Source organism: Polaromonas sp. P3_C2 (genome assembly GCF_056402675.1).
In genome coordinates this window covers 1-5,022 of record NZ_JBFUGX010000307.1, presented here as the reverse complement: position 1 = coordinate 5,022, position 5,022 = coordinate 1, and the positions used below count along the sequence as shown (strand labels likewise).

Annotated in this window: 3 protein-coding genes; all 3 read right to left on the bottom strand. The window is 65.6% G+C overall.

Going from position 1 to position 5,022, the window contains the following annotated elements; genetic code table 11:
• Positions 1 to 2,551 (bottom strand): efflux RND transporter permease subunit (locus AC1DWI_RS13635; RefSeq protein ID WP_477725020.1); only part of this gene is annotated, 2,551 nt, incomplete at its 3' end.
• An 11-nt stretch (positions 2,552 to 2,562) separates the two neighbouring features.
• On the bottom strand, positions 2,563 to 3,741 hold the full coding sequence (locus AC1DWI_RS13630) for an efflux RND transporter periplasmic adaptor subunit (protein WP_477725019.1): 1,179 nt from the start codon (positions 3,739 to 3,741) through the stop codon (positions 2,563 to 2,565).
• A gap of 50 nt (positions 3,742 to 3,791) precedes the next feature.
• Positions 3,792 to 5,022, bottom strand: a 1,231-nt coding sequence (locus AC1DWI_RS13625) for an efflux transporter outer membrane subunit (protein WP_477725018.1), incomplete at its 5' end; no start/stop codon positions are given.

The window sequence follows — 5,022 nt, the reverse complement described above, 5'->3', positions numbered from 1 at the left end:
GGATGAAGCTGCCAAACAGTTCGCCCATGACCTCGGCATCGCCGACTTCCACCACCTTGACGCCGGCCGGCAGATTCTTGACGGACGGCAGCAGTTTCACGGCTTCGGTGATGTCCCCCAGCGCCCGGCCCGACAGTTCAATCTCGAACTTGACGTTGCGGGAGCGGTCGTAGCGGTCAATCACGGCCGGGCCGGCCGTGATCTCCAGGCTCGCCACTTGTCCCAACATGACGGGGCCGACGCCCGGCTTGACRCTGGGAACTGCAAGACGCTCCAGCACGCTGAGGTCCTTGCGCGCCGCTTCATCCAGCTTGACGACGATGGGCACCTGCCTCTGCGAAAGGTTGAGCTTGGGCAGCGACTCTTCGTAGTCGCCAACCGTGGCGATGCGCAGGGTTTCACCCATGGCTGAACTGGTCACGCCCAGGTCTGCTGCCCGGGCGAAATCCGGCTTGATGGCAATCTCGGGGCGCACCAGGCTGGCGCTGGACGAGATATTGCCCAGACCGGGAATGGTTCGCAGGTCTTTTTCAATCGCCAGCGCCGCGGTTTGCAGGGCATTGGCATCTTCAGCAGTCAGCATGAGGATGTAAGCCTCTCCCGAGCCGCCCAGCCCCACCTTGCTGCGCACGCCCGGCAGGGCTTCCAGCGCTGTGCGCATCTTGCTTTCAATCCCCTGCTTGCGCGGCCGTTCGCTGCGCTCGTCCAGCAGCACGGTGAGTGTGGCCTTGCGGGTTTCCGCTGCGCCCTGCATCGCGAACGGGTCGGTGCCGGCCGACCCGCCGCCGATGGTGGTGTACACGCTCTTGACGTGCTTGACCTTGCTGATCAGCAATCGCGCATGTTCGGCCGAGGCCCGGGTTTGCGCCAGTGTTGCGCCGGGCGGCAGTTCCAGGTAGACCTGTGTCTGCGAGTTGTCGTCGGGCGGAATGAAACCCGTGGACAACAGCGGGATCAAGGCCACCGAGCCAAAGAAGAACAGCGTGGCCAGGATCATGGTCTTCAGGCGGTGATGCAGACACCAGGTCGTGGCACGCATGTACCACTTCATCCAGCCTGGGTCGGAGTGCGTGCCCACCACGGGCTTGAGGATGTAGGCCGCCATCATGGGAGTCAGCACGCGCGCCACCACCAGCGAGGCAAACACCGCCAGGGAGGCCGTCCAGCCGAATTGCTTGAAGAATTTTCCCGCCACGCCGCTCATGAAGGCGGTGGGAAGGAACACGGCGATCAACGTGAACGTGGTGGCCACCACGGCCAGGCCGATTTCGTCGGCTGCCTCCATGGCGGCTTCGTACGGCGACTTGCCCATGCGCAGGTGCCGCACGATGTTTTCGACCTCGACGATGGCATCGTCGACCAGGATACCGATCACCAGCGACAGCGCGAGCAGGGTGATGACGTTGATCGAAAAGCCGAGCAGGTGCATGCCGATGAAAGCCGGGATCACCGACAGCGGCAACGCCACGGCCGACACAAAGGTGGCGCGCCAGTCGCGCAGGAACAGCCACACCACCAGCACCGCCAGGATGCCGCCTTCGTACAGCAGGTGCATGGAGCCGTCGTACTCTTCCTGCACCGGCGTGACGAAGTTGAAGGCTTCGTGGACTTCCACTTCGGGGTATTGCTGCTTCAGCTCGGCCAGCGCCGCCTGCACGGCGGCGCCGACCGCCACTTCGCTTTCGCCCCGGCTGCGGGACACCTCAAAGCCGACGACAGGCTTGCCGTCGAGCAGCGCGGCGGCGCGCGGTTCTGCGGTCGTGTCGCTCACGGCGGCGACCTCGCTGAGGCGGATACGCCGTCCGTCGCTGAGCGCCAGCTCAAGCTGCGCCAGCTCCTGTGCGGACTTCACCGTCGCCAGCGTCCGCATGGGCTGCTCGCTGCCGCCCAGGTCGGCGCGTCCACCCGCGCTTTCGGTTTGCACCTGCCGCAACTGGCGGGAAATGTCGGAAGCTGTCGCGCCCAGGGCCTGCAGCTTCGAGGGATCCAGCGCGATGCGGACTTCTCGCGAGACGCCGCCCACGCGGTTCACCGCACCGACGCCGCGTACGGCCAGCAGCTTGCGGGAGATGTCGTTGTCGACAAACCAGGACAGCGCTTCCTCGTCCATGCGCGGCGAGCGGATGGTGAAGGCCAGCACCGGCTGGCTGGCCAGGTCCATCTTGCTGACCACCGGATCGCGCACATCGCCGGGCAATTCGCTGCGCACTTTCGACACGGCCGCGCGCACATCGTCCACGGCTTCCTGTACCGGCTTTTCCAGCCGGAATTCGGCGGTCACGCTCACACCGCCGTCCTGCACCTTGGTGTAGATGTGCTTGAGGCCCTGTACGGTGGCAATGGAGTTTTCAAGCTTGCGGGCTACTTCCGTCTCAAGCTGGGCGGGCGCGGCGCCCGGCAGCGATGCCGAGACCGTCACGGTCGGCAGGTCGATGTCGGGAAAGTTTTGCACCTTCATCGCCTTGAACGACAGCATGCCGGCGAACGTCAGCAGCACAAACAGCATGACGGCAGGGATCGGGTTCTTGATTGACCAGGAGGAGACGTTCATCGAGTCGCTCCTTATTTGATAGCTGCTTGCGCACGACTGGCGGTCGCTATAGCCGGATTTGCCGTAATTCCAGRGGTGGCGTCGCTGACCCGGACCAGGTCGCCGTCGTTGAGGAAGCCCGCCCCGCTGACGATCACCCGTGTATCGGCAGCAAGGCCGGAGGTAATTTCGACCCGGTCGCCGGCGAGCCGGCCGGTCTGCACCTTGAGCTGGCTGATGCGGTTGTCCGGGTTGAGGCGAAAGACGTAGTTGAACCCGTCGCGCACGACCAGCGCAGGTTGCGGGACGGTCAGCGCGGACGTGCTGCCCAGATCGAATTCGCCGCGGGCAAACATGCCGGCCTTGGCCGGGGAAGCCATGCCGGCCGAAACGGGAAGGTCCACATAGACCAGCGCCGCGCGGGTCTGCGGGTCCACGCTCGGGGCGATCATGCGCACCCGGCCCTTGAGTTCGGCGCCGCTGGCCGCCACCACGCTGGCGACCGTGCCGGCCTTGATCCGGCCCAGCTCGGCCGAGGTGACTTCCGCGCGCCATTCGAGGCGGCCGCCCCGGATCAGGCGGAACAGCTCGGTGCCTGCCGGCACCACCGAGCCTACCGTTGCGGTGCGTGCGGAGATCACGCCGTTGTCGGGCGCCAGCACCTGCGTGTTTTTACCGCGTACCTGCTGCACCTCAAGGAGCGCCCTGGCCGCCTCGACACGCGCCCTGGCCGTTTGCTCGGCGGTGTTGTACTGGTTGATCTGCTGCTCGCTTAAAGCGCCCGAATTCGCCAGCGTGCGCGCGCGCGCAGCGTTGTCTGCCGCGTCGGCCGCGTTGGCCTGGGCTTCGATCAGGCTGGCTTTGGCCTGGGCCGTGTCCGCCTGCACGCTGTCACCCGAGAACACCGCCAGCACCTGCCCGGCCTTGACCTGGTCGCCCACATTGGCCTGCACCTGCACCAGCCGCAAGCCGTTCGATTCGGAGCCGATCACGGCCTCCTGCCAGGCGGTGATATTGCCGTTGGCGCTCAGTTTCACCGGCAAAGTCACTTGAGACGGCAGCGCGGTGGCGACAGTCAGTGCCGGCTTTGCGGTGACTGCCTTGTCTTCTTTTGCGTTGGCCTTCAGAAGAAAAAAAGCTGCGGCCCCGGCAACGAGCACGGCCCCGGCGATCACAGCGAGAGCGACGGGTTTTAGTTTGAAGTTTGGCATGGTGTTCAAAGGATCTGTCATAAGGTGTGGCAGGGTCGGCAAACCGCGCCTCAGGGGGCGGTGAGGGCAGCAGGGGTGAAAGGTGCCGGCACATCGGAGACCAGCGGCRGCACAGGCGGTTCGGCGGTAGTCCAGCCTCCGCCGAGCGCCCGGTACAGCGCAACCCAGGCGCTGCGCCGGTCACGTTGCAGCGTGACCAGGGCGCTTTGTGCGGCCAGCAGTGTGCGACGGGCGTCTTCAAGTTCGACCAGGCTCGCCAGCCCGCTCTTGTAGCGGGCTTCGGTGCCGACGAACGACGCGCGGTAGCCTTGTGTGGCGATCAATGCATCCTGGCTGCGTTCAGCCGTGCTTTGCAGGTTCACCAGCGCTTCTTCGACTTCCCGTACGGCTTTTCGCACGCTGCCGCGGTATTGGGCTGCGGCATCTTCGTAGCGCGCCTTGGCGGCTTCTACATTGGCTTCGCTGGCGCCGCCGTCAAARATCGGGATGGTCAGCTGCAGCGGCCCGACGGTCCAGGTGTCAAAGCGCTGCGTGGTACTGGCGGTGTACGACTTGGAGGTCGCAACCGAGCCGCTCAGGTTGAGTCTTGGAAAGCGCTGAGCGCGTGCGCTGCCGACTTCCAGGTGGGCGGCGTCCACTTCGCGTGCCGCATTGAAGATATCGGGCCGCTGGGCCAGCACTTCCGCCGGCACGCTGATGACAGGCGCTACCGATTCCTGTGTCAGGTCGGCCGGTGTGCTGGCCAGTTTTTGCCGCAGTGCGGGCTCATCGATGGCAGTCAGGGCCACCAGTGCCTTGACATCCAGGTCGCACAGTGCGCGCTGCTGGATGGCATTGCTGTTGCCTTCGGCCGCGCTGGCCCTGGCCAATGCGGCGGTGGCGGGCGCCTGAAAACCTGCCCTGGTGCTGAGTTCCGCCAAACGTGCAGTTTCACCCCGGGATGCGGCATCGGAGCGCGCAACCTCGAGCAGCTTTTCGCAAGCGCGCAGGCTGTAGTACTGGGTGGCCACCTCGGCGGCAATCGATACCCGCGCCGAATGCCACAGCGCCTGGGAGCCYTCCAGCCGCTGCTGATCGGCATCCCGGCTCGCGGCGTACTGACCGAAGAGGTCGATCTCCCAGGAGGTCTGCAAACCCACCTGGGCGGTTGTGGCAATCGGTGGCGCTGTACGGTTCACGGGTGCCGAGCGTCCGCGGCTGACGCTGGCGGTGCCATCAAGGGTAGGCAGCATGGCTGCGCCCGAGGCCACGCGTGAAGCCCGCGCCTGCTCAATGTTGGAG